Below are 26,015 nucleotides of genomic sequence, written 5' to 3'. Positions count from 1 at the left end.
GGTGTGTCGGCGTGAGCATCATCCTGCCGGACGGGCTGAAGTGGATTGCCGACATCACGGGTGGTGAGTGGCCCGAGGCCGACGAGGACAAGTGCTGGGACCTGGCCCAGAAGCACCGGGACTACGCCAAGGACATGCGGTCGGCGGCGGACCAGCTCAAGACGGTGCGGGCGGACTTCCGGCAGGGCGTCACGGGCAGGATGTCGGAGCAGTTCGAGGCGTTCCTCCAGAAGCTGATCGACAACCACGAGAAACTCGCGGAGTCGGCCGACGAACTGGCCGGCGGTCTTGACGACTACGCCACGAACATCCAGTACTCCAAGTACATGATCCTGGCGATGCTGGCGTGGGTGGCGGCCGAGGTCGCCTTCCTTATCTGGTGGTGCCCTGAGGGGGTGGAGCCCGCAGTCGCTACGGCCCGCGGCGTGATCGCGATGATCCTGAAGCGTCTGGCGGTAGCCGTCGGGGTCAACGCGGCTGTCGGTGCTGGGTTGTCGGCGCTGCTCCAGGGCATCCAGATAGCCCAGCACCGGCGCCACTCGATGGACTGGTCTCTCGTGGGCATCGGTGCGGGGGCCGGTGCGATCAACGGTGCGATCACGGGTGGTCTTTTCGTCGGGGCGGGCCTGACCAAGATCGGGCAGAAGGTCATCAGCTCGCTGCTGGGGAAGATGGCCTTGGGCGGTCTCGGTGGTGCGGCGGGTACGGCGGCCACCGACGCGGCGTTCAACATGGAAGGCTCCCCCCTGCTGGGCTTCCTGGCGGGTGCGGTCGGTGGTGCGATCGGCCACATCCCGACCGTGAAGTCCAAGATCACCGCCAAGTACGGCAGCTTCACAGCGAACTTCAAGAACTTCACCAACCCGCCGAAGTTCGATTTTCCTGACCTGGGGGCCGGGTCGGGCAAGGGCGGCTTCAAGGACATTCCGCTGGAGAGTGGCGGGCCGGAGACGCGCGGTGGCTATCGGTCGCTGGGCAGCGACGGCGGTTCGTCGTACAACAGTCCGTCGCTGTTCTCCGACGGCAGCAGGGCCCGTCTGCTGGGCCCGGACAGCAGGGCCGGCAGTTCGAACGGCGACGGCCTCTCGGTGGACGCACCCGCCTCCTCGCGCGGCTCCTCCGCCCCGGAGTCATCCTCCGGCGAGGGCACGTCGGCCGGCTACCCGGCCACTTCGGAGGGTTTCCGTTCGGCGTCGGGGAGTTCCCCGGGCTCGGGGGGCCAGGGCGCCGGCCGCAGTGGCTCGCGGACAACCTCGGGCAGTGAGGACTTCGCGAACCGGTCGGACGTCTCGTCGATGTCGGACGTCTCGTCGATGTCGGGCGTGCCTCGCGACGATGTGACGGTTTCGGCGATCGACGACCATGAGGCGCCCTACACCCGGCAGGTGCCCGAGACGTCCGGCACCGACGCGCCGTCCCGGGCGGAGGGTGTTTCCGGCGGGACGCCGTTGACCGCGGAGAACCTGCAGAAGCCGGGGCCGCTGGAGAACCCGGCGATATCCCCGGGCGACCGGGTGGAGTCGTGGCGGAACGCTGTCGAGCCGGGTGCCCCCGAGCCCGCTCAGAGCACCGGCCCGCACCCGGGGATGCCGTCGGCCGAGCATGCCCCCCTGCGGGGGTTCGAGGACGGGCCGTCGACGCACGCGCCGGCGCCGGAGCGGCCGAACTTCCCGACGACCGACGGGCCGGGCGCGCAGCCTTCACACGGTGTGGGTGAGCCGGGCCCCCACGCGCCGGCCGAGGGCGGGCCGCAGGGGGCGGGCCACGGCGCGCCGGTCGAGGGTGCGCCGCAGGGGGCGGGGCCGCATGTGCCGGTCGAGGGTGCGCCGCAGGGGGCGGGGCCGCATGTGCCGGTCGAGGGTGCGCCGCAGGGCGCGCGGTCGGTCCACGACGGGGCGGACCAGAGCCCGGTGCAGGGACCGCGGTCGGAGCACGGTGGGCCGGAGCACAGCGTGACGGACCAGCCGCGGTCCTCGGACCAGGGCGCGCCGCAGGGTTCCCGGTCGGACCACGACGGGCCGGGCCACGGTGGGTCGGACCGCGACGGGCCGGGCCGGAGTGTGCCGCCGGCGCGGTCGGACGAGGGCGTCCCGGGCCAGGCGCCGCGGTCCTCGGACCCTGTCGGCTCGGAACCGGGTGCGCCGCAGAGGGCGCACCCGGAGGAAGGCGGCGCGGCGCCCGTCGGACTGCCGGGCGGGGCTTCCGGCGGCGCGGGTGGCGGCGCGCGGCCTGCTGAGCCGGCGTCGAGGAACGGGTCCGAGCCGGACACCACCCGGGACCACGAGACCGAGGACGGCACCAGCTCGGCCCCCGAACAACAGGTCAAGCCCTACCCCGGGTTCAGCACGGGCGATGGGCCGTGGCAGCCAGTGGCGAGGCGCGGCGGCGAGCCGACGGCGACCGGATCGACCGCGCCGACCGGATCGACCGCGCCGACCGGACCGACCGCGCCGGGTGCACCTGCCGGCCGGTCCGTGGACGGCACACGGGAGACCACGACGGGCCCCACGGGCACGCAGCTTCCGAGCCAGGGCCTGGTGCGGGAGGCTCCCGGTGGCGGAGCCGGGCGAACGGATTCGCCGCGTCCGGTGACCGAGCGCGGGACCCCCACGCGGCCGGGCGGCCAGGCGTCGGACAACCGGGTATCGGACAGCCGGCCGTCGGACGGCCAGAGGTCGGTGACCTCCGATGGCTCCATGAGGCCGAGCGGGTCCGAGAGCACGGCCGACTCCTTCGGGCGGCGGCCGGCGGCGCCCGCGTCCTCGGTCACCTCGGAGGAGCACGGAGGGGCCGCGGGCCCCGCCGCGCCGGCCCACGACCCGGCCGAAGGCGGTACGCCGGACGCGTCGGCCCACAACTCGTCCCACAACTCGTCCCACGAGACCTCCCACGACACCTCCCACGAGACCGCGCACGACACCTCGCACGAGTCGCCGGAGCCGGCCGCCGACCCGCTCGCGGAGAGCATCGCCCGACGGGAGCGCTGGAACGCCTACCAGGCCGACCGGGACGAGCGCACCGCACGGCTGCTGGAATTCGAGCGCGACAACGACCGCAGCACGGACCTGCTCAGGGGCTATGAGAACTGGGCCAGGGAGGACCTCTTCGGCGGCCGGGGGCTGCCGAAGGACAGCGTCGGCTACGCGCAGGCCGAGCACGACTTCCACCGGGCGGTCCTGGAACGGTTCAAGAACGAGTGGAACGCGCGGGGCCCGGAAGGGCTCGACAAGGCGGCCTGGGAGCAGAGCTACCGGCAGATCGCCGACCACGCCGACCAGTTCTTCGCCCACGCCAGTGGGCGCCATCGGGAGATGACCCACTTCAACGGCGAACTGGACCGCGCGGTACAGACGTTCCGCGACCGCGGCGACCTCGGCGACGAGGACTTCCTGCGCGAGTCCGACGAGGTCCCGACGGACCTCGCGCACTACGAGACGGAGCATTTCAAGGACCCGACGTACGACACGGACAACGGCAGGCCGCGCCCCGGCGAGGACGGGTACGTGCCGACCTCGCTGTCCCACCTGCGGGCGGACCACCTCGCCAGGATCCGCGGCATCGTCGACCGCGCGCACGAGGCACACCCGGGCGACAAGGCGGCTCGCGAGGACCTGATCGACGACCAGGTCGGCGCGCTGGTCAAGGACCTGCCGAAGCGGCTGGCATCGCTGTGGGACGCCACCAGCGAGGTCGACCGGGTGAACCGGCAGGTGGACCGGAGGCTGGCGGAGGACGACGAGTTCTCCGTCTTCGACCCGGCCTCCGACGACAGCCCCCGGGGCGTGACGCACTTCACCGAGGAGGCCTCGGCTGCCGCCGAACACCCGGCCGCCGAGGAGCCGGCACCGTCGGGAACGCGGTCGGACACCGACGTCGACGACGCGCCGGGGGGACCGCGTCGGGACGAGGGCGACGCCGGAGAGCCGACGCTGCCGCCGTCGGGGCCGGGGTCGGAGGCGCTGCGGCCGGGGGAGGGGAAGGCCGGCCCCGACCCGTCGCCCGTGTCGACGCGGACCAGCGGCGAGGAGGCGCCGGGCGGCGGGACCGGCAACCGGCAGGACCAGAAGATCTCCACCGTCCTGGACGAGCAGAATCTCGCGCGGATGCGCCGCGAGCTCGACGAGGACCTGCACCGCTACTACCAGACCGAACGCGAACGGGCCGGACTCAACGACCGTCCCGACCCCGAGTCCCTGCGGACGGCGCACGCGTTCGGGCGGCAGTGGCGGGAGCACGTCGACGAGCAGCTGCGTGCCCTGGAGGAGCGCGTCGGACACGCAGAGTTCCGGCAGTTCCGTAACGAGCGGTTCGACCAGCGGCTCCAGCAGAAGTTCGAGGAGTTCGAGGATGAGTCCTTCGGCTTCCGGTCCCTTCCCCAGGACGCCCGGGAGCGATTGTCCACCGAGTTGCGGAACGTCAACGAGAGGGCGGTGGACGAGCACATCTTCGAGAACAGCGAGGGGCACAGCTTCCATGGCCCGGACTTCCGCGGGTACAAGTCCGGCAGGTGGGACGGCGATGCGTCGCGGCCCGCGCGTTCCTACGAGGACAACCTCGCGGCGATCGACTCCACCCTGGAGGCCCGCTTCGACCACGAGGTGATGCTGCGGGAACAGCTGGAGCACAGCGCCGAGGCATACCACCCGCTGCGGTACGACGCGGACCCCGAGCGCCGGCTGGACGAGAAGGTCGCCGAGGGCACCGCTGACGACTTCCGCAAGGAGACGGCCAAGACCTACGACGACCTGTATGCCCCGCATGAGCACAACATCGAGGCGTGGCTAAAGCACGAGAAGGACGGCGCGGACGCCTTCGGCAGCAAGCTGGACTCGCTGCCCGCCCCCGAGCAGCGCCCGTCGAGTGGTGCGGACGCGAGCCCCGCAGGCGACTCCCCGGCCCCGGCACGCGAGCCGGAGTCGGGGGAGACCCCGGCGCCGGAGAGTGGCGCGGAGCGTTCCGACGCCTCCGAGGGACAGGGGGCTCCGGCCGCCGGCGACCGTCCCGCCCCCGCGGGTGGCGTGGATCGGCCGGCCCAGGGCGCCTCGGAGGGCGGCCGGCTGCAGCAGTTGCAGGACCGTCCCGCGGCGCCGCCGAAGACCACGGCGGTGAGCCACGGCGGCGGCGTGCGGACCTCGCGCGGCCCCGAGGAGGAGCAGAGCCCCCAGCAGGTCCAGGAGCAGAAGACCAACGCTCTGCCGCAGTTGAGCGAGACCGAGAAGGGGATCGTCGAGCGGTCGGGTACGTCCGGTACGGCGGAGCAGCGGGTCAAGGCGTGGCAGGAGTACCGGCAGGCTTCGGAGAACACCGGGAAGGTCCAGATCGAGGTTCGGCAGCTGGGGAATGAGGCGAAGACGTGGCAGCACACGCGCGCGATGTTCCTGCCGTACCTGGCGGCCAAGGAACTGAGGGACGCTGAGCAGAAGCTCCAGGGATTCGGTGTCAACCCGGAGCAGGTGACGCAGCAGGTGCTGCAGTCCACCTCCGAGGATCTGCGGGATCCCGCGCCGCCGGCCGTCCAGGGGAGCGATGAACTGCTTCAGGCGCCGGATCATGAGCAGCAGCAGATGGCCGCCGGGCAGGAGACGGCCGCCGAGCCCCAGCCGGAGCCGGTGCCGCAGACCGGCTCCTCATCCGGCAAGCACGGTTACCAGCCGCCGACGGTCGAGGACGTGCCCGAGCAGGAGGCGGCGCCCGCGCACCCCGACGCGGAGGTGTCGCCGGCCGACCTGCCCGAGACCGAGACCGACCACGCCGAAGCCACGCAGTACGCCGACGTCCCGCAGCACGACGAGACCACGCAGCAGCAGGCAGCGCAGCAGCAGGAGCAGGAGCAGGAGCAGCAGCAGGAGGAGCAGCCGCCCTCCGCCGCCCGGTCCGACGCCGCCGCCGCGCTGGACGACCTGCGTGCGGACGTCGAGCAACTGGACTCCGCCCACCAGGAGTTCGAGGAGCGCCTGGATGCTCACCCCGACCTCCACGGCGCACCCCAGGCAGCCGCGGTCCGCGACTGGTACGCCACCGCGCGGACGAGCGAGCCGCAGGTCAGCGGCCTCGGCGACCTGGCCGAGCAGCTCGACACCCGGCTCCACGCCGCCGAGCGGGAGAACTTCGCCCAGGGCGTGGCCCATGAGCGCTTCGAGCGGCACGTCGCCTCCGCGGTGCCGCAGATATCCTCCTTCCCCGGAGGGAAGTTCCAGGGTTCCCCCCAGGCCCAGCAGCTCAAGGACGAGTTCACGGCCGCCGCGGTGCCGCGCGTCCACGCGGCCGAGGAGCACCAGGACGCCGGGACCGGCCCGCTGGACGAACTCGTCGAGGACTTCCGGCCGCGCTACGAGCAGGCGTACCGCGACTGGCGCGAAGACCAGATGGCACACGCGGCGTTCCATTCGGCCACCGAGATGCATGGTCGGGAGGACGCCGCGGACATCGCGTTGGGAAGTCAGATGGGGGACCCCGACGCGATCGCCTGGTACGGGGACCAGGTGGGCCGGCTGGAGCAGGGCTTCGTCCAGAGGTGGAAGGCAGCGGGGCAGGACACCGCCGGCCCTCGGCCCACCCCCGAACAGGCCCACGACAAGGCCGAGGCCAAGGCGCTCAGCGACGCCGCGCAGCGGACCCAGGAGCAGCGGGGCAGCCTCACGCAGGACCTCCGCCGAAACGCCCTGGATCTCATGGCACAGGCTCGGAAGGGGGGCCGTCTCGACGCTGACCTGAGGGAGATCGCCGAGCACCACGCCCCGTTCGGCCACTGGCACCCGAGGGCGGCCGATTGGTACAAGCGGGAGCGCCGGGCCCTCCTCAAGGACTTCACCGACGGGTTGCGCCGGCAGGGGCCGGGCGCCCGGGACACCCTGGCCGCGGACTTCCGTCGGCAGCTCGGCGCGCTGCAGGAGGCCGGCAGCGCCCGCAACCTCGCCCACCAGGACTTCGACGGCCTCGTGGCCTCTCAGGAGTCGGCCGGGACGGCCCCGGCCCGGCCCGAGACGCGCTCCTGGATGCGGGAGCAGACCAAGGACCTGCGGAACGCCTACGTCCAGGCCCGGCTGGCGGAGCAGACCGCGGCGCAGGCGGAGGCATGGCGGAGCGAGGACACCACCGGGCGGCGGCCCGAGCTCATACCGTCCCCCTCGCACATCGGCGCCGACGACTGGCGAAACGCCACGTGGCAGGCCGAGCAGATCCGGCTCCACGAGAAGTACGGCGCCGAACTGGCGAAAGCGGCCGACGAGTACGCCGCCGAGCAGGCATCCTTCGAACAGGCCGCCGCTGAACACGGGACGCTCGGACGGCCCGCGCCGGAGGAGGGCCCGTACGCCCTCGCCGCGAACGAACGCAGCGCCTTCGGCAGCGCCTTCGGCAGCGCCTTCGCCGCCTGGTCGCAGGGGACGGAAGGAAAGCAGGTTCCCGAGGCCCTCCAGGACCAGGTGCGCCGGGGCGTTCTCAACGGCCGTGCCAGGGAGGTGTTCACCCAGGCCGAGGACTCCCAGGACCTGGCGCAGAGGCTCGCCGACGCGTTCACTCGCGAGGGCGTGCTCCAGGTGGTCCTGGACCATGGGCACAAGGCCCTCGACCGGATCAACGCGGCCACGTACGGCACGGCGCAGGATCAGGCCTTCGAGGACGGTTCTCCGGACGCGCTGACCCGGTCGCCCAGGGTCTCGGTCCCGGAGGCCGCGATGGCCTACGTGTGGCCCCTGCTCAAGGAACGCCTCACCGACGCCGTGCACAATGCGCTACCCGTCGGCTCCGACCTCCGCGTCAACCCGCAGGAGGCGACGCGGCTCGGCATGCGGTTGTGGCGCGAGGCGCTCGGGTGGGCGAAGGACCAACTGGCCGGGCGCGTCGCCTACGAGCAGGCAGTGCACCGTATCGACCAGGTCCTCGACAACATCGCGGCACAGCCCCAGGAGCAGCTGGACGCCGGTGCCCACGCGTTGTTCGCCGCGTTCGAGGACGGGGCTCTGCGGAATCACGAGGCCGGCGACGACGCGGTGGCGCGCCCGCGGTTCGGCTCGGGTGACCTCCAGCTGTCCTCGCAGGGTTGGACGTCGGTGCGTTCCTCGGCGCAGACCGCGCTCGACGAGGCGTTCCACGACACGTTCGACGGTGAACCGGCCAAGGACACCGAGCAGTCGCCGGCCCACCGTCTGGATGACTGGCAGCAGCGCGCCGACAAGGTGCTCGGCGGGCTGCCGGGCCGAGTCGCGCACCAGGCGCTGCGTGAAGGCGTCCTGCAGGCCGTCTCCGACAGATCCGGCGAGGCGCTGGAGTCCTGGCAGCCGCAGCAGGCCCTCGGCCAGGACTCCGCTCCGCGCTTCGGCGAGCTCACCGGTGCTCCGCTGACCATCGATGTCCACGCCAGGGTGCAGGCGAGCCTCGTCCGTGAGGCCCTGGACCTGTACAAGACGCATTTCGGCGACGGCGCGACCCGCACCGCGGGCCTGGAAGGCCAGGCGAAGGCCTTCAGCCAGGCCCTGGGGAAGCTGATCGGACAGCAGGAGCTGGACGCTCGCATCCTCCGTGAGGCCACCTGGGAGGCGGCCCGGCAACAGGGCCGCGATGTCTTCGACGCGGCGCTGAAGGCACGGCAGACGGACCCCCCGTCGCATCTCCTCACCTCGGAGCACATCGCGCGCGTCCGCGCAGGCCACGACGCGCGCGTGCAGGCCGCCTTCGTCTCGGTCGTCGGTCCCGCGCTCTCCCGGCCGCAGGGACTGTCGGCCAAGTCCGGGCCGTGGAGCGCCGAACTGCACGACCTGGCCTCCGTCCTCCCCGACCACTTCGCCTTCGAGGTGGAGGAGGGCGCCGCGCTGCACGGCGCGGGCAAGGCGTTCACGGCGCTGCACGACGACCGGCCGATGACCGAGAGCCGGCTGGAGGGCATCGCCAAGAACAGCCGCGACGACTGGCTGAACGCCCGCAAACTGTTCGCGCCCCGCACTGTCTCCGGTTCGTGGGGAGAGAAGGAGGCGGCCACCACCGACGCCTTCTCAGCGGGCCGGACCGCCAGGGAGGTCCACGACCCGGACCAGGCCGCCGAGGAGACGACCGGCTCCATCGAGGACGCCATCGACGATGTCTTCGACGACCCGTCCACGGCTGCGAAGGCGCCTTCGGACGAGACGGCCGCCCAGACCCAGCAGGAGGAGGGCGTCGCCGACCCGTCCACGGTGGTCAGGTCCGGTTCGTCGGTTCCGCAGGGGGGGCGGCTGGGCCGGCGGTATCTGGCGGATTTGATGCCGGAGGTCCGGGGGGAGCTGGATTACTTGTTGGGGAAGGGGAAGTATCAGCCGCCCTCGCGGGACGAGGTTGCGCGGTTGCATGACGCGTTGCCGGACTGGATTCGTGGGCAGACGCTGAGTGCTCAGGGTGCGGCGATCGCGCAGACGATCGTGTCGGGTGCTCCGGTGAGGTTGCGTGGTGGTGCGCCGGCGGGTGGTGGGCATGAGCCGTGGGGTGCGGGTCTGTTTGGTTCGTCGGGTGCGGGTTCGTCGGGTGCGGGTTCGTCGGGGGTGGCGGGTCGTCCTGAGTTTTCTCGTCCTCCGTCGGTGTCGAGTGAGTGGTATTCGTCGGATGATGAGGATCCGGTGAGTAAGGAGTTTTTCAAGGAGGAATATACGAGGTTTGGGCGGGAGACTACTTTTACTCCGCAGCCCACGGTTGGTTTTGGTAGCAGTCTGTATGGGCCGCGGCCGGAGGATATGCCGCTTGCGCGGAGTGGGGAGCTTCTGGGTGATCCGAGTGCGGGGGCTGAGGCGTTTCGGATTGCTTATCGTTTTGATTTGGAGCCGTTGTTCCGGTGGGATTCTCGTTCGTGGGAGGTGATTTTTGTTGAGGGGTTCCGTCCGCATAACGGTAAGCGTCCGGTGAGTCTTCGGTTCTATCAAGCGGAACATATTGATACGGCGCTGGTGAGTACGACGCGTGATGGCACGTTTGCGGAGGAGGGTGCTCGTCCTGAGTGGGCGATGAAGGATGGTCGTACGTATCGGTACACGATCAATGCGCCGGGTGGGTACGATTTTCTGGGCAGTCTTCCGCGGTATGCGTATGCGAATCAGCAGGAGGTTGCTTTCTGGAAGGGGGTTCGGCCGGAGTTCATTTCCGGGGTGGCTGTTTTCGATGATGCCGGGAATGTGCTGGAGACGGTGTCGAATCCGAATGCTCATGCGGCGCGTGAGGTCGAGGCGGAGCGGCAGGAGCGGGACCGGCAGCAGTATCTGGAGTATTTGAGGGCGGAGGTCCAGCGGGAGCTGGATGGGTTGCGGGGGAAGGGGTGGTACCGGCCGTCGCGGGATGAGGTCGAGCAGTTCCGTGACGCGTTGCCGGACTGGATTCGTGGGCAGACGCTGAGTGCTCAGGGTGCGGCGATCGCGCAGACGATCGTGTCGGGTGCTCCGGTGAGGTTGCGTGGCGGTGCGCCGGCGGGTGGTGGGCATGAGCCGTGGGGTGCGGGTCTGTTTGGTTCGTCGGGTGCGGGTCCGTCGGGTGCGGGTCCGTCGGGGGTGGCGGGTCGTCCTGAGTTTTCTCGTCCTCCGTCGGTGTCGAGTGAGTGGTATTCGTCGGATGATGAGGATCCGGTGAGTAAGGAGTTTTTCAAGGAGGAATATACGAGGTTTGGGCGGGAGACTACTTTTACTCCGCAGCCCACGGTTGGTTTTGGTAGCAGTCTGTATGGGCCGCGGCCGGAGGATATGCCGCTTGCGCGGAGTGGGGAGCTTCTGGGTGATCCGAGTGCGGGGGCTGAGGCGTTTCGGATTGCTTATCGTTTTGATTTGGAGCCGTTGTTCCGGTGGGATTCTCGTTCGTGGGAGGTGATTTTTGTTGAGGGGTTCCGTCCGCATAACGGTAAGCGTCCGGTGAGTCTTCGGTTCTATCAAGCGGAACATATTGATACGGCGCTGGTGAGTACGACGCGTGATGGCACGTTTGCGGAGGAGGGTGCTCGTCCTGAGTGGGCGATGAAGGATGGTCGTACGTATCGGTACACGATCAATGCGCCGGGTGGGTACGATTTTCTGGGCAGTCTTCCGCGGTATGCGTATGCGAATCAGCAGGAGGTTGCTTTCTGGAAGGGGGTTCGGCCGGAGTTTATTTCCGGGGTGACCGTTTTCGATGATGCCGGGAATGTGCTGGAGACGGTGTCGAATCCGAATGCTCATGCGGCGCGTGAGGTCGAGGCGGAGCGGCAGGAGCGGGACCGGCAGCAGTATCTGGAGTATTTGAGGGCGGAGGTCCAGCGGGAGCTGGATGGGTTGCGGGGGAAGGGGTGGTACCGGCCGTCGCGGGATGAGGTCGAGCAGTTCCGTGACGCGTTGCCGGACTGGATTCGTGGGCAGACGCTGAGTGCTCAGGGTGCGGCGATCGCGCAGACGATCGTGTCGGGTGCTCCGGTGAGGTTGCGTGGTGGTGCGCCGTCGAGGCTGGGGTCGCTGCGCATGGGCGAGTCGTCTGGGCGCAACGTCACCAGTGCTCCCCGCAGCACTCCCCGCAGCACCCCCCTCATCTTCCCCCCTCCGGCGGACACGCTGGAGGAGTTCCGTCCGTACGACCGGCAGGGGAGTGGCCTGGACCGGGCGCAGCCGGCGGAGCAGCAGAACCTGGAAGACGTGTTCCCGCGCGACGAGCGGGGTGATTTCCAGCGGTTCCCCGACCCTCGGGGCGCATCGTTCAGCCGGGTGGGGCTGATGCGGTCGGTCAACCGGGCGTTTCCGACCAACCGCCACGGCACCAGCGCGGGTTCCGCGAGGTGGATCGAGTACATCAACCCCCAGGCGGCCGCTACGCCCACGCGGCAGAACAACTGCGAGGACGCGAGCCGAAGCGTTCTGGTGAGCTGGCAGGGCCGCCCGACCGTGGCCGCGCCGACCCAGTCGCGCGGGCCCAACTTGATGCTGGAGGAGAACAGCCGGCAGACCACGTCACGTTGGCTCGGGTCGGGCTGGCGTAGGCACGACTTCCCGGACCACATGTCCGACGCGGAGCGTTCCAGGGGTGCCTGGGCGTCGGTCGAGGGGCGGCTTCTGAGGGGCGGGCACGGTTCGTCCGCGATCATCGACTTCCAGCGTCCGAACGGGAACATGCACTCCGTCAACGCGCTGAACTACGGCGGCCAGGTCTTCTGGGTCGACGGCGCGTACGGCCGGGTGAGCGACAGGCCGTTGTACGAGGGCGTCCACTTCTTTTCCATCGAGCTCGATCCCGATATGGAGGCCATCGACGGGGTCCCCTGGCTGGGCTCAGCGGACCGCCTCTCCGATTACTCCAACTTCAGCGATTCCGCCGGCTTGGCGCGCTCTTCCTGGCGCACTCTGTTCGGCCGCGGTGCATCCGGGCTCCGGATCGAGCCGATGCTGGACGCGCCCTCGCCGCTCAAGGAGGCCGTCGAGGGAAGTGGCAGCGACGCCAAGATCCACCAGTCGCTGCCGGGGCCCCGTAACACACGGGTCATTCAGGCTCGGCTCGGCACCACGACGGGCCTCGGTCTGCCTGGCGGGGCTCCCGAGGATGTGGGGAGTTGGCCGAGGGGTGAGGTCACCGAGGTCGATGCGGCCGGTGTGCCCGAGGTGCCGCAGAGCGAGTCGGGGCGGCTTGTGGTCGTGCGGCCCCGCCCGTGGTCGCCTGTGGGGTCGTTGCCGCCGCGGTCCGAGCACCCGCGGTACGAGATAACCGCCGATGGTGACATCACGCGTCCCGGTGCCGAGCCGCTGTATGCCGGGGGGTGGCTCAGGCAGGGGCTGGACTTCGTGCACGACCGCGGGGGCCGGTTGCGCGCGGACACGGGGGAGATCGTCTTCTCGGCGGCCCCGATCGCGGAGGACCCGCCGGCGGTGGACCTCGACGCTCCGTCGTACAGACTGCATGTGGTGCCGCCGCAGTTGATGACGGAGGGCGAGGTCGCCGGTGAGGGCGGCCTGTACCTGGTACCGGTGGACGCGGACGCGTCGGCTCCGGCGGTGCGTCTGCCGTGGCCGCACGGCACCTGGGTCGGGTCCGCGGGCCAGGACGCGGAGACCACCACCGCGCCCGCGACCGGGACTTCGTCGGGCGGGGCGGTGAGCCGGCCCGTGCCGGAGGAGGAGCCGGGCCTCGATCGGCTGATCAGCGATGCGCTGGCCGCGGAGGAGGCGCTGGGGTCAATGGCCGCGTCGGATGAGACGGCCGGTCAGGACCCGCAGACGTCGTCGTTCGAGGAGCTGATCGACGGCGCGTTCGCCGAGGACGCGGCCGCGGCCAAGGCCGTGCCGGACCACGAGAGCGCGCCTGCGGACGAGGCTTCGTCAAACGAGGCAGTCAGCCAGGTGCCGTTCACGTCGCGGTTCCCGGAGCATTTCGACGACTTCGTGGGCGCGCCCACGACCGAGGTTCCGTCGGTCGAGGAGCTCTCCGCCCTCGGACCGGCCAACGAGGGCATCCCCGCCCCGCCCGTCCTGCCGGAGGAGACCACCACCGGACGCTGGTCCGAGTGGAGGTCGCGCCTCCGGCGGCTGTTCCACCGCCCGAAGTCCGCTCACCACGTCCCGGACATCCCGGCCCTCGCCTACGACGCCATACCGGGGCGGGCCGCGGCCACGCTGCCGGGGCCCCGCAACAGCACCGAGGTCACCGCCGGGCATCAGCCGGTGAAGGCCGCCTCGGAGGCCGGGTGGAAGGACCCGTCCGCCGCAGAACAGGCCTGGACGGCAGCGGCCCCGCGCGCCGCCGTCGATCTGGCAGCCCCGTCGACGACGCAGCTGACGACGGCCCCCGTGAGGGAGGTGTCCTCGCTGTCCGTGCCGCCTCCCGTACGCGAGTCCGCCGCCCCCGCGACGGTGGAGGACGTCGACGGGGCGCGCGGCGAGTCCGCGCCGGAGTCCGGGTCCGAAGACATGTCCGGCCGCACGTCGCCGCCCGTCGAGCAGCAGACCGAACCGGCGCTCGACCCGGACCGGGACAGTGATCGTGAGTCCGGCAGTGACGCGGAATCGGAGTCCGGGTCCGAGTCCGGGTCCGTCGTCGGCTCCGAGTCCGACGTGACCGATTCGGACGTGTCGTCCGATCCTGACGGTCTTTCCGTCATGGTCGCGGACTTCGGCCGCGGGCATCGCGGGCTCCTGGGCTCGGTGCATGTCATGCCGTTCCCGGACGAGACGCTGGAGTGGGAGCGCGCCCGTATCAGCGCCGCCGTCCGCGCCGTGCACCAGGCGGTCGAGGGCGGGTCGGCCGGGGACCTGGAGGCGCAGGATCAGCGCGGCATGGCGGCGCTGGAGAAGGAGGTGGCGGCCGAGTACACCCAGGACGCGGTGCTGGAGGCGCTGCCGTATGCGCTGAGCGTCAAGGGCATGGTCCGGATCGTGACCTACCGGGGCCGCCGGTACCAGGTGGCCTGGCGACCCGATCTCGGGGATGCCCGGCCCGCACCGGCGATGGCCTCCGACGTGCCCGAGGGGCGGCGGGTCCAGATCGAGGAGCGGAACAAGACCACCGTCTCGTCCAGTGACACCAGCGGACGGCAGACGGTGCGGAGCTTCCCGCTCTCCTACGGCCGCACCTGGCCGCTCAACGGCTCGGGGATCCCCGGGCTGGCGTCCCTGGGCTTCACCCCGAAGCTGACGTTCACGCACAACCAGGAAGCCATCTCGGTGACGGTCGTGCGGGACTACATGGCGACGTCCGCGCTGGCCTTCGCCGCCGAACCGTCGCGCGCCTACGACTACGGCATCACGTCGCAGATCAAGGTCGAGCCGCTCGACGGCCCACTCTCGGCCTCCGCCTCCGCCCCCGCCCCCGAGACCGACGAGGCGGCCGAAGACGACGGCTGGGGCGGCATCGTGCCCGTGCCCGCCCCCGGTCGGCTCACCGCGTTGTTCCCGGACTACCTCACCCAGGACCCGGAGCCGCGCCCGTTCGGCTCGCTCTTCGCGTCGGCGGAGGAGCTGCCGGCCGATCCGCAGACCCTCGCCGGCGGGGTGTTGCCGATGCGTATGGACACCGTGCGCGACCCGGCCGCGCTGCACGACGAGATCGTCGCGGCCGATGAACTGCGCCCCCATCTGCGCCGGTTGTCGCCGGAGTCGGCCCGGGAGCTTGGCGAATTCCTTTCGGAGAACAACCAGCGTGCCGGGCTGCCGCTGATGCTGGCCAACGCCTACCCGTCACCGGTGCTGCAGGACCGCGCCGGAGACCCGCTGGCCTTCATGGAGGTCAGGGCGCGGCTGACGTGGCTGAACCCTGAGGTGCTGGCCAGGTCGAAGAACGTGATGCTGGATAACAGCGTGTTCTACACGGTGGGTGTCAAGAACTCCCACACGGTGTCCAACGCCGTGAAGCCGGGCTTCTCCCTCGCCCCCGCTTTCGCGGACCCCGGCGGCTCGGGCGTCGGCGGCGGTCCGGCCTTCTCCGGTGCCTACCAGTACCAGCGCGATCGCGCCTTCAACTCGGGCGGGACGGCGTATGACTGGTTCGGTCTCGTCAGCGAGAACCCGCAGCTCCTGGTGGAGGCGGACATCGAGTTCGAGGCCGTGCTGGTCTTCCCGGAGGGGGGCCGCACCGATGCGTTCACTTTCAGCCGGCCCGCGAGTCACCTTCTGCGGGTGCCGAGCCGGGCCGAGGTCGACGGCGTCCCCGTCCTGCCGGGCCAGGAGCGGCACCTGCCGCCGGAGACGCTGGAGCTGCGCTCGTTCGGGGTGTTCACCACACCGCTTGAGATCACCGGTACCGAGGAGCAGTTCAAGGAGCTGGAGACCCAGGTACGCGCCCTGGGGCTGCTGCCCCCGGCCGAACGCCGGTCGCTGTCCTGGATGGACGAGGTGGGCCGCAAGAAGATTCTCCAGGCCTGGGCGGCCAACCAGCGCAAGCTGTCCCTGGCCCGCTCGCAGGTCGGGTTGCGCAGCGCTGCGCGGGACATGATCAGCGCGGGACACCCCATCCACTTCGACCTGCCTTTCGAGTACGACAGTTGGCGGGCCTGTGCGGTGGTGCGGGCCAAGCCGCAGGAGGGCGCCTTCCCCCGTCACAGCAGGAACTTCCCGAACTGGTCCTCGCTGAACGGCAACGGCATGTACGCGGGGGGCGGCGAGTCGGTCACCTCCACGCATACGCTGTCCGGTGACTTCTCCGGTGAGGCTCACGGCCCGGTGTCCGGCGACACGACGATGAAGGGCGGCATCCCTTCCAGCGCCTCGATCGGCGGGCAGCGCGCGGACACGGCCGGCTCCTCTTCCGGCTTCGGTCTGGACATGCTCGTGTATCCCCAGCCCGGCCTGGCTCAGTTCGATATTCCGGTCACCCACTGCGCGGAGCTCTATTTCGGACGGGGCACCGAGCCCGTGTGGACGTCCGCCGCGCGGGGCGGCAACCTCGCGGTGACCGTCCCGCTGGCCCGCACTCTCGCCGAGCGGCCGGCCCCGCTCCCCGCGCCCTCCAGCCGTCCCGCCACCGACGAGGACTTCCGGCTGGCCCGGATGCAGCCGGACGAGGAGGGCAACCGGCCCGAGGAGGCTCTGCTGCTCCCGGCTGCCGCGCACGTCAACGTGGCGTTCGGCAGCGCCGAGCTGTTCACGGCGTTCCAGCGGTTCCTGGCGGGCGGCCTCCCCGAGGGCAGTGCCGAGCCCGGGGCGCTGGCGCGGATCGTGAACTGGACTGCCGAGCACGGCAGTCAGGTGGGCCGGATGCTGCCGTCGTTCGTCACCGAGCCTGCCCGGTGGCTGAAGGATGTCACGCTCGGTGAGTCCCTGACGCACCCGGAGAGCCCTGCCCAGGAGGCCGGCCGGGCCGCCCTGTCCGGCACCGTCGTTCTCGCCCGCTCCCCTCAGATCCTGCGTGGTGTCTACGTCTTCGACGCCGGGGCGGCCGGCTCCCTGCTGGGTACCGACACCCAGGGGGAGGTGCGCGGCTACCTGCATGACGTGGTCTATGAGGGGCCCGGCCTCCCTGCGGGGGAGGACTGGATGGAGAGCGATGTCACTGCCGCCGACTCGGCCTGGCGGGGCAGGAGCGGCAAGCGCACCGTGCAGTTCGGATTCAGCGGTTCGGGCACCCGTACTGCCGGGGATGCCTCGGGCACGGTCGCGGGCAGCGGGGGCCAGAGTTTCTCGGTGTCGTGGAGTGAGACGGACACCGATGGTGTGTTCACCGACCGGATGAACGCCGATGCCAGGGAACCGCTGCACGCTTTCCGCGCCGATATCACCTATCTCTTCGCGCTGGCCCAGGGCTACCGCAACGCTCCGGCCAACGCCGTCGGGCTCGGTCCGCGCGGTGCCCGGGCCAGCGCGGAGCGGGTGCCGGGCGGCGTGGTCTTCTGGGTGTCCGAGACCGACGTACGGGAGGATCCGCGGCTGGCGGCGCTGGCTGGACTGCCCTACGTGGTGCCGGAGCTGGACCGGCTCCTGCCGCCGTACTTCGTCCGTTCGAAGGGGCGGGCCCTGGGCCCCGCCACCGTGCCGGAAGCCGTCCCGGCCGGTGCGCTGGACGCGTTCGTCGAGGCGCTTGGTGCCGAGGCGACGCGGGAGGCCCCCGGTTCGCTCACCCCGGGCAGCGGCAGCCAGGTTCACGGCCTTCACTCCCGTATCGCGGAGGTCGGTTCGGTCATCGGCATGCGGGCGCTGGCCGGCACCGGTACCGAGAAGTGGCAGCGGCCGATCACCTTCGTTTACAGGGGCTGGGGAGGCCTGTACCTGGTGACGCTGGCGGTCAACGCCCGCCCGGCCCCGCACCGCGAACTGGCTGACGTGCGCGGCGCGCTGCGCCCGAAGTCGGGTGTGGAGGTCATCTACTCCTCGGCACCCAGCTCGGTGACGCGCACGGCCTCCCGGTCGGGCACCTTCACCCTCGGCCTCAGCCCGTCGGCCGGCTACACGGTCGCGACGGGGACGGGCAATACGGGCAGTGCGGGGGTCTCGGCGTCTTTCTCCTCGAACAGCTCCCGCTCCACCTCCCTCACCCTTTCCCGCAACCGCCAGCAGTGGCTGCGCACCTATGCGCCGTCGGCGCAGTTCGGGGTGGAGTACGAGTACCGGGTGGCCGCCTCCTCGCAGCGGCTGCCCGACACGGTGCCGGGCTTCCTGGTCAATCAGGTCGTCTCGCTCGGGCAGTTGACCGAGCTGCTGGCCGCGGGCGCGCTGTCGGCGAGTGAGACCACCGGGCTGCGGGGGCTGATCAGCGCCCTGGCCGACGGCATCACGAGCGTGCCGCGCCGGCTGGGACGGGCCCTGGGCCGGGCGCCGGGCACCCCGGCGGAGGAGGAGACACTGCCCATGCCGGCCACCGCCTCCGGCGACGGGATTCCCCTCGGCCCGCTGACCGCCTCAGGCGAGCGGCCGGTCGTCGCCGCGGAAGGCGAGTCCGCCGCCGACACGGAGCGCGAGACCGCCGAGCCGGCCACGACCGCCGACACGGAGCGCGAGACCGCCGAGCCGGCCACGACCGCCGAGACCGCCGTGCGGGACTGGGAGCCCCCGTCCGGCACCCCCGTCTCCAGCACGCCCGTCACCGTCAAGCTGCGCTTCCCCGCGAGCGAGACGCCGTACGAGCGCGAGGACGGCACCGTGGAGTGGTCCGCCGCGCCCGAGCTGCTGACCCCGCAGATCCACGAGAGCGACCCACGCGAGATCCGGCCCCTCCCGCGCCCGGAGCCGGCCGCGGACCCGACGACGGACCCGACATCAGCTCCAGCTCCAGCCCCGGCTCCGGCTCCGGCTCCGGATCCGCTGGCAGACACCGCCCGCTGGACGCCCGAACAGACGCTGATCGTGGGCGACTTCGACGCGGTGGGCCAACTCGCCGACGCGCTGCGCACCGTCGACCCCGCCCTGCGCGGCGCGGGCCTGCCGGACTCCTCGGAGTCCCACGAGGCCACCATGCTCCGCATCGGCAACCTCGTCGGCTCCGGCAAGGTCACGCTGACCCCGGCGCAGGCTTCCCGCTTCACCGGCAAGCTGCCGTCCGGCGGCTCCGCGTCGATCCAGCTGACCCTCTACCGGCCGCAGACCGAGTCCGCCAGCCGCTCGATCACCCTGATGGGGCTGCGCACCACCATCCGCAGCGCCTCGTCCACCGGCAGCCAGACGTACTCACCGGGCGTGAACGTGCCGCTGAGCGGCGGGCTGACGACGGAGAACACGGACACCTTCAGCGGCTCGGTCCCGGTCGCGGGCGAGAACATCACGACGGGCCAGTCCACCGGCGTCACCAGCTTCCGCCGCGAGATCATCAAGTACGGCACGGGCCTGTCGCAGAACGCGGACGAGGAACAGGACGAGAGCGGCGTGCTCGGATTCACGGTGACCGCGCACGTGCTCTTGGAGGTCAGCGGCCCCGAGGGCACCCGGTGGGTGACCGGCAACGTCGTGGCGCGGGCCACCTTGGAGGACGCCCTCGGCCTCGGCCTCGCCGCCATGCCGCCCCGGCCGTCCCCCAACGTCTACGACGCCCCGGCCGTCCTCGCCGCGCACGAGGCCTCCGACCGGGTGCGGGACCCCGAGACCTTCGGGGAACAGCTCGCCGCCGCGTTCACCGACGAGGACACCGCCCCGCAGGTCTGGTTCGACCCCGGCGACGTCCCGGCGGCGGCCCGGCGGGCGCTGCTCGGCGCGCGTACCGCCCTGCTGGCCGCCGGCACGCTCGCCGACGCGCGAGAGGCCGCGGGCACCGGACTCCCCGAAGCCCTCTCGGCTCTCATGGGCGCCGCGGCCCACGCCACCGGCCTCGCCCACCGCCCCGTCACCCTGGTCCTGCGCACCCCCGACGGCCCGGTCCACCTGCCCTTCACCCCGTCGATGGTCCGTAGCGGCGGTGAGCAGCAGCGGGAGGAACAGTCGGCCAAGACCGGGCCGTGGAGCGCCGAAACGCACGACACGGCCTCCATACTGTCCGAGCACCTCACCTTCGAGGCGGAGGAGGGCGCCGCCCTGCGCGAGGGCGGCAAGGCGTTCACGACGCTGCAGGGCGATCGTGCCCTGGCAGCGGGGCGGACCGCCGCGCGGGCCGAAGGCCAAAACCACGACCAGGACCAGGCCGGCGTCGAGATCCCTGCCGAGCAGCAGCCCTCGGGCTCCATCGAGGACGCCATCGACGATGTCTTCGACGAGCTGTCTTCGGGTGTGGGGGCGGTGTCGTCCGGTCCGGTGGGGGAGATACCGCCGGGACGTGCACCTCTGCCGCTCCGGCAAGAGCTGTCGACGCCGCACGGCACCTGGGTCGGGTCCGGGGAAGACCAGGGTGCGGAGGACACCACCGCGCACGTGACCGAGGCTCCTTCGGACGAGACGGGCGGTCGGGATCAGCAGGCATCGCCGCCCGAGGACGTGATCAACGCAGCGTTCTCTGACGAGAACGCGCCTGCGGCCAAGGCCATGTCGGACGATGAGAGCGCGCCTGCGTCCGAGGCTCCGTTGCACGAGGGGCCGCGGCCTCCGGCCGTCGACAAGGGTAAGAGGGCGGTTCTGGGCAGCCTCCCGAGCTCCGACGGGGAGGTGGCCGCGGAGGCCTCGCCCGAGCACCCGCTGAGCAGCTACGCCGAATCGATGGTCCCCCGGATCCGCCGCGACGACGCCCAGCGGCGGTGGATCGCCTCGCAGGTGACGGCGCAAGACCTGCCGGAAAGTCTGGCGGAGGACCTGTCGGACGCGGACGTCGATCCGTACGGCCTCGTCACGGCGGATGGACTGCGGGCGGCGGACGTCTCGCCGCCCCCGGGGCGGGCCGGGGAGGCGCAGAGCGAGGGCGGGCTCCCGCTGGGGTCGTTGGAGCCGGTGAACCAGGTGCGGGTGCTCATGGTGCGCCCCGGTCCGTGGCCGGAGGTGCTCGACGCCGTGGCGGCGAAGGCGTCGCGGAGGATGTGGCAGGAGGCGTACGCGGACTTCGCGAACGCGGCACCGGATGCTGCCGGGGAAGGCGAGGAAGCCGCCTCCCAGGCCTGGGGCACTGCCATGGCCCTGGTCCTGCCGTTGGAGCTGCACCCGGTACGCGCCGACTCCCGGCACGTCGGCGACCCGTATCGGGCCGTTGTGAGGGAGGTCGCCGGACTCCTGGTGCAGGGCGGCGGCCGCGCCGAGGCCGGCGCCCTTGCCGACCGCCACCGCCATGAACTCGGTCTGCCTCCCCGCGGTCGTGGGGGTGCGCCCGACGACACCGCCGGCCGGCAGTCGGCCGGGGAGTCGGCCGGGGAGTCGGCCATGGTGGAGGCCGACGAGGTGCTGTTGCGGGCTCTGCGATCCCGGCTGCCGCAGGGAACCGAGGGGCTGGTTCCCGGCGGTGACTCCGCGCAGGTCCCGGCCTCGGTGGTGCGGGAGTACGCGCGGGCCTGGTGGGCGGCGATGGGCGGTGCGACGGAGACGACGCCTGAGGTGCTTGAGCGGGTGGTCGGGCAGGTCGCCGGCCGGGTGGCGAAGGGCGGTCCGCACATCCCGTACATGCTCGAGGACGCGACCGGCGGCCTGGCCGACCCGGACCGGGGTGGTCTGGAGTTCGGTATCGAGATCGAATTCGATCTGCCTGAGCACTTCACTGATGCGCAGAAGGCGGATGCCCGTGCGGCGATCATCGCCGGTCTGGGAGAGGCCGGGCTGACCAGCCAGACCGATGTTCACGGGTACCACCGGGCGGTGGACGAGGGGTATACGGATGCGAGGGACGGGTGGCGCCTGGAGACCGACCCCACGGTGGACGGCGAGCTGATTTCTCCTATCTTGCGCGACACCGGGCAGACGTGGCAGGACCTGCGGACCGCGGTGGGCGTCATCAGCGAGCACGGCGGACGCATCACGAAGCGGACGAGCTCGCATGTCCACGTGAGCACCCGTCAGTACGGCACGGACGTCCGGCCGTACGAGGGGCTGCGGGGGCTGTTCACCGGCCATCACGACGAGCTGGTGCGGCTGGGGACCAACCCGCGTGCCGACGGCCACCGGGGCCTGAAGTACGCCCGGCCGCTGCCTGAGCGGCACGACGGATACCACGGCGTCTGGGACACGCCGAGCGGCAGAAACGAGGACGCGCTCAGCTTCAAGTGCGTCCAGGGCAACGGCTCCGACCACGTGGAGTTCCGGCAGCCGGACGGCAGCCTGGACGAGGCCGAGATCCAGACCAATGTGAAGATCGCGCTGGGTCTGGTGCACGCGGCTCTGCGGATGTCGCACGTCCCGGACTGGCAGCCCCCCGGCCACGAGGAGGTGGGCGCGCACGCCGTCGTGGTGCAGGGCGTGCGTCATGCCGGCAGTGGGCCGGCGGTCACGGTCTTCGAGCCGGACGCGCCCGAACAGACCGCCCGCATGCGCACCATGCTGGACACGATCTTCTGGCGGGCCGAGGACCGCGAACAGGTCATGGCCCGGTTCGCGGTGACACCGTGGTACGGCGGTCTCGGGGCCCGGCAGGCCGACGACGCTTCCTCCGGTCTGCTGCAGACGGCCGGGATTCCGGGTCTGGAAGACCTGGAATCGCTGGGCAGCGTCTTCCTGAAGAAGATGCCCGGTGGCGCGGTGTTCCGCTCCACCGACGACGCGGCCGACCACGGGGAGGAAGCGACGGCCGCCCGGTTGCACAGCATGATCCCCGGCGATGATGCCTTCGTCACGATGGTCGCGTTCAAGCGCCGCCCCTATGTGCCGAACGCCTTCGGCTTCGGCGGGAACAAGCGGCTCAGTGCAGCCGAGTTCAAGGCGCTCCTGCCTCATCTGGGCTGGTCGCCGGGGCAGCGGCTGGTGATCGCGCATCCGGTCGAGGACACCCCTGGGGGGCTGGTCAAGTGGGCTTCGGAGATGGCCGCCGAAATCGAAGCTCCGGTCCTCGTCCCGGCCAGCGCCAGTGAGTACGCCGAGGAGATCGAGGTACCGTCGGAGCGCCTGGAAGGCATCTCCGGTCTCGGGATCTTCGGCCCGCCCGGTGGTTCCGTGTTCGACGACGGCGACACCACCGTCATTCCCGGCAACGCGTGGTTCCGGCTGTCGCCGGAGGCGGCAGCCGACGGTTCGGCCCAGGACGACACCTGGCCGGCCGGGACCGGATACGTGGCCTACACGGGTGCCCAGTCGGGGCAAAGCGTCACCGAGCAGGTTCCGGACTCCCTGCCGGCTCCGCCGGCGTCGCGGCGCGGGGGCCTCGACCCCCTCAGCGACTGGATGGAGTTCTCGTCGGTATCGGGTCGCAGGCGCTCCGGTGCGCTGCGCGCGATCGACAACGCCGTGGCCGGCCTGCCCCGCCACCCGGACGCCCAGGACCTGGCGGGCGTGCTCTTCGCGGTGCGGGGCTGGCAGCAGACTGCGGACAGGACGAGCAGCCGCTGGGACGCGGTGACGCAGTTGGAGAACGCGGTACGCGACCGGATACGGCAGTTGTCATCCCACTCCCGGTCCAGCCGGCACGCTTCCTCCGGCCACGGGCACCAGAGGCAGTCCGGCGTGCAGCCGACGGCTTCCGCCACGCGCGGCGCGGCCATGTCGCTCATTCCGGCCGGCCCGCGCCCGCCCAAGGTCGCGGGCTACGCCCCGGCCAGCGGTTTCGAGACCGAACTGCACAAGTTCCAGGTGGTGTTGCCGCCTGGGGAGCACTTCAAGACGTTCGGCGATGTCGAGGGCGCCATCGTGAGGCTGCCCGGTCTCTTGCACATCACCCTGGACAGTGGACAAAACGGCACGGTCGTCGCGGAGGTCGTCACCAGCCCGGCCCGCGGCCTGACGTGGGGACAGGACGACGGGCGGGCCGAGAGGTCCGATGTGGTGACCGCCTGGTACGACGTGATGCAGCGGCTGGAGAACGCCAGGTCGGGAGACAGTCTGTCGCGCGTCTTCCCCACGTCGGTCGGATACCAGGTCGACCCGGTCGCGGCGGACTTTCCGGTGAGGCGCAACCTGCACGGCTCGATGGTTGTGCACCACACGTCGACCAGCCCACTCACCGGTGTGCTCAAGTTCCTGGATCACGTCACCGCCAACATGCGCCAGGAGTCGGAGCCGGTACAGATCGCGTACCAGGACGCGAAAGCAGCGGAGCAGTATGCCCTCTGGGCGCGGGCCGGCTTCGAGCGGTGGCTGACGATGCCTCCGCGCATCGCCGGCCAGGTGCGGGCGTGGGACGCGGACGAGTTGACCGGCGCCCTCGCCCTCGGCTACACCCAGGTCGCCGCCACGGTGCGCCGGATCGGCGGGGTGGGCCGGGTACTGGCGAAGGATCATACGGCTGTTATCTCCCGTGAGTCCCTCGGCGCCATCCGGAGCGAGCTGGGGGAGGTGCCCCGCGCCTTCCTGGAGGATGAGAAGGACTGGCTGACCGACGGCTTCCTGCGCAGTCTCCAGAAGTCGCGAACAGCGCTGCAGCGGCCTCTGCCGAAGATCATGGATGACACCCGGCCCCAGGCGACGGCCGGCCAGTACTGGGAAAACCTGCTGCTGGAGAACCCGTCGCGGGTCATCGACCAGTACGAGGCGCTGGGGGTCCGCACCTGCTACAACACGCTCGATGGCAACCCCGTTGGCGGTGTGCCGCACCTCGAACCGCGGGTGGTCCGGCTGGAGGCCCGCGCCCTTGAGTCCATCCACTCCACCCCGCAGGACGTCCTGCGCACCCACGACACGGTCGCGCACCTGTCCGTCGACCTTTACAACGAGAGTCGACGCATGCGCGGGCTGTCGCCGGTGGGCCTTCCCCTGGAGCCCGAGTCTCAAGGGCAGTCCGGGTATGCGCCGCCGACCAGGGAGCAGGTGATCGGTGGTACCGGCGCGGCGGCGTCGGGCGTGGCGCAGGGCGTCGACGGGCAGTCGGCTGAGTCGCCGGTCGCCGCGCCGGCCGCGCTTTCGCCTGTGCTCGCTGACTTGGCCGGCCGGCTGCCTGGCATGCCGCAGGACGAGCGTGCGGAGGAGCTGGCTCTGCTGCCTGCCGCCGATGTGGAGGCGCTGGCCTCCGATCCGGCGCTGGTGCGGGATCTGTGCGAGAGCCTGTCCGCCGAGGACTTCGCTGCCACTGTTGCCCGGTTGATGGTGCGGATCCCTGAGGGGGTGCGGCAGCCGTTCTCGGTGCGGCGTGAGGCCGTGAACCGGATAGCGCCGATGCTGGGTGACCCGGAGGTGGCGGGGCGGTTGCTGAGCCGGGGGAGCCGGATTTTCGTGGTGCCCCGGGATGCGGAGTTGACGTCGGTCGGTCCGTTCCTCGGCTTGCGCGGCACCCTGACTGTGGACAGCCGTGCCGTCGATTCGCTACGCGGCTACCTCAGGCGTGGTCAGGTCGGGGCCGCTGAGGAGAACCTGCTGGGCGAGACCACGAGTGTGCCCGGCGCCGGTACTTACGATGACGGTTACTCCAGCGTCACGCATGAGTTGGCGCACGCCATCCACACGCGGGGGCTGAGCGCCGACGACCGGAGGTTCATCAAGGAGGTCTTCGACGCCAATCTGGCGCTGGGCTGGGCGGGGAAGTGGCCTGACGGCTACTGGTATGACCCTGTCGGCGTCAACCCGGACCCCAACTACTCGTCTCACAACCAGTACGAGTTCTTCGCTCAGCTCTCCAACGCCTATCTGGGGACGAACGGGGGCATCGATCCGTACACGGAGGCGCCCCGTAACAACGGCGCGGCGTGGGTGCGGGAGAACTTCCCGCAGCTGCTGCCGCTGCTGGAGCGGCTGTATGGTCCGGGTGCCGAGCCGCCCCAGCGTGGCGAGAGCGGGCGGGCCAACCCGTTCACCACGACTCAGGCCGAGAACGAGGTCTGGGCGGGCTTCCGTGCCTTCTGGGACCAGGCCGAGGGCGTGCTGCGCCCTCAGCCGCATGCGGAGATGCCGCCCGTCCCGGCCACCTCCCGCGGACACGGCTCCCCCGGGGTGGTGTTCGGCAGCCTCAGCCCGGCCGGGCCGGTCGGCGCCCCGGCGGAGCAGCCCGCGAAGAAGCGGGCCGCCCGCAAGACGACGAAGGCGAGCCCGAAGAGCACGGTCGAAGAGGCGGACGCGGCGGCCTCCGAGGCCCTCTGAGCAGCAGCGCAGCCACGGTCCGGCCGCGGAATGAGACCCGCGGCCGGACCGTACCTGGGGCCGCCTCCTGGGGCC

The 26,015-nt window shown here is 71.2% G+C and carries 1 protein-coding gene; it reads left to right on the top strand.

Annotated features, from left to right (window positions below; genetic code table 11):
- The first annotated feature begins 11 nt into the window (after nt 1-11).
- Nucleotides 12-25,940, top strand: a complete 25,929-nt coding sequence (locus D9V36_RS16855; protein ID WP_129294503.1) for a scabin-related ADP-ribosyltransferase — start codon at nt 12-14, stop codon at nt 25,938-25,940.
- Nucleotides 25,941-26,015 lie beyond the last annotated feature (75 nt).

This window comes from Streptomyces lydicus, assembly GCF_004125265.1.
Lineage (GTDB): Bacteria > Actinomycetota > Actinomycetes > Streptomycetales > Streptomycetaceae > Streptomyces > Streptomyces lydicus_C.
The sequence above is the reverse complement of the archived record's forward strand: the minus strand, read 5'-3'. Positions and strand labels throughout refer to the sequence as shown.